Origin of the sequence: Streptomyces botrytidirepellens (assembly GCF_003721215.1) — a bacterium.
In the GTDB taxonomy this organism is placed as follows: domain Bacteria; phylum Actinomycetota; class Actinomycetes; order Streptomycetales; family Streptomycetaceae; genus Streptomyces; species Streptomyces himastatinicus.
In genome coordinates this window covers 1-1566 of record NZ_RIBZ01000468.1, presented here as the reverse complement: position 1 = coordinate 1566, position 1566 = coordinate 1, and the positions used below count along the sequence as shown (strand labels likewise).

Annotated in this window: 1 protein-coding gene; it reads left to right on the top strand. The window is 77.8% G+C overall.

What is annotated here, in order from left to right:
- Positions 1 to 1566, top strand: a 1566-nt coding sequence (locus EEJ42_RS31650) for an HAD-IC family P-type ATPase (RefSeq protein WP_148082082.1), incomplete at both ends; no start/stop codon positions are given.

Genomic DNA, 1566 nt, shown 5'->3' with positions numbered 1-1566 from the left:
GGGCCGCCGCCTGGTGGCCTCCGTACGCGCTCTCCAGGCCGACGGCGCCATCGTCATGCTGCTGTCCGGGAACCGCCGGGCCCTGGGCGCGTCCGACTGCGGCGTCGGGATCCACCACGAGGGCGAGCCCCCGGCCTGGGGCGCCCATCTGCTCGTCGGCGCCGACCTGGAGTCGGCCGGAATCATCGTGGACGCGGTCGGCGTGGCCGCCCAGGTGGACCGGGAGAGCGCGCTGCTGTCGGCGAGTGGCAGCGGCATCGGCGCGGTCGCCGCCCTCAAGGCGCCGCGGGCGCAGGCCACCGCGCGCGGCGCGGCGGCGGGCACCACGGCCGGGGCCATCGCGTTCGGCCTCGGCAACTGGCGCGCCCGGCAGCTGCTCTCCCGCCCGCTGGTGCCCCCGGTGACCACCACCCCCTGGCATCTGATGCCCGTCCCGCGGGTACTGGAGCGCCTGTCGGCCGACCCCGATCAGGGGCTGACCCCGGAGCAGGCCGCCACCCGGGCCGGTAAGGCGCCCACCCGCACCGGGGAGCCGACCGGCACCAGCCTCCCGGCGGCGTTCATCGAGGAGCTGGCCAACCCGCTCACCCCGGTCCTCGCCGCCGGGGCCGCGCTCGCCGCCGCCGTGGGGTCGCGCACCGACGCGGCCCTCGTCGCGGCCATCACCGCCACCTCGGCGCTCGTCGGGGGCTTCCAGCGGGTCAGGACCGAGCGGGCGCTCGCCGAGCTGTTCGCCCGGTCCGCGGTCGGCGCCCGGGTGCGCCGCGGCGGTACGGAACGCCTGGTCACCGCGGGGGACCTGGTTCTCGGGGACATCATCACGCTGCGCCCGGAGGACGTGGTCCCCGCCGACTGCCGGGTGGTGGAGGCCGACGGCCTGGAGGTCGACGAGTCCTCGCTGACCGGCGAATCCCTGCCGGTGGCCAAGAACCCGGCGCCGGTGGTCGCCGCGCACATCACCCAGCGCCGCTCGATGCTCTACGAGGGCACCACCGTCTCCGCCGGGCGCGCGCAGGCCATCGTCGTGGCCACCGGGCCGTCCACCGAGGTCGGCCGCAGCCTGGCCACCGCCCGCCGCGCCGCACCCGTGACCGGCGTCGAGGCGCGGCTCACCGCGCTCACCCGCTCCAGCGTCCCCATCGCGATCGGATCGGCCGCCGCCGTGTCCGGCGCCGGGCTGCTGCACGGCCTCCCGCTGACCGAGAACCTGGCCTCGGCGGTCAACCTCGCCGTCGCCTCCGTACCCGAGGGCCTGCCGTTCCTCGTCAACGCGGCACAGCTCGCCGCCGCCCGGCGGCTGGCCGACCTCGGCGCCCTGGTCCGCAATCCGCGCACCATCGAGGCGCTCGGCCGCGCCGACGTGCTGTGCTTCGACAAGACCGGCACCCTCACCGAGGGCACCCTCCAGCTCGCGGCCGTCAGTGACGGCGGCGGCCCGCAGCCCGCCGACCGGCTCGACACCCCGCGCAAGGACGTGCTCGCGGCCGCCCTGCGGGCCACCCCGCCCGCCCGCCAGGCCGAGCCCATGGCCCACCAGACCGACCGCGCGGTCATGGCCGGGGCGCG